The sequence below is a fragment of the Psychrobacter sp. W2-37-MNA-CIBAN-0211 genome (assembly GCF_040309405.1).
GTDB classification, from domain to species: Bacteria; Pseudomonadota; Gammaproteobacteria; order Pseudomonadales; family Moraxellaceae; genus Psychrobacter; species Psychrobacter glaciei.
This window is the reverse complement of the sequence record NZ_JBEOOU010000160.1, coordinates 1-277: the sequence shown is the minus strand read 5'-3', so window position 1 is coordinate 277 and position 277 is coordinate 1. Positions and strand designations below refer to the sequence as shown.

Here is a 277-nt window from a genome sequence, read left to right as displayed (position 1 = left end):
AATCAACACCATAAATTCAAAGCATATGAGAGCGCTTTGTAATTCTGCTTTTCTTACAACAAGTCACTAAATGGTCGTGTAAGTCATTTGACGTTGAGGGCTTTAGTGGCTTGCACTACATCGATACTGTGACCCGTCCAACGCTCAAAACTTAAGGCGGCTTGACCGATAAGCATGCCGTAGCCGTCTGATATTTGCGCACCACGTGCCGCGAAATGCTCCAAGAACGGTAGCGTGCGACCGTACATCATGTCGTAAGCATAGTGACCGTGTAGGG

General features: G+C 47.3%; 1 pseudogene. It reads right to left on the bottom strand.

Annotation, left to right across the window (positions count from 1 at the left end):
- Nucleotides 1–83: 83 nt before the first annotated feature.
- Nucleotides 84–277: pseudogene (locus AAEY72_RS14715) on the bottom strand (shikimate dehydrogenase); the annotation flags it as partial.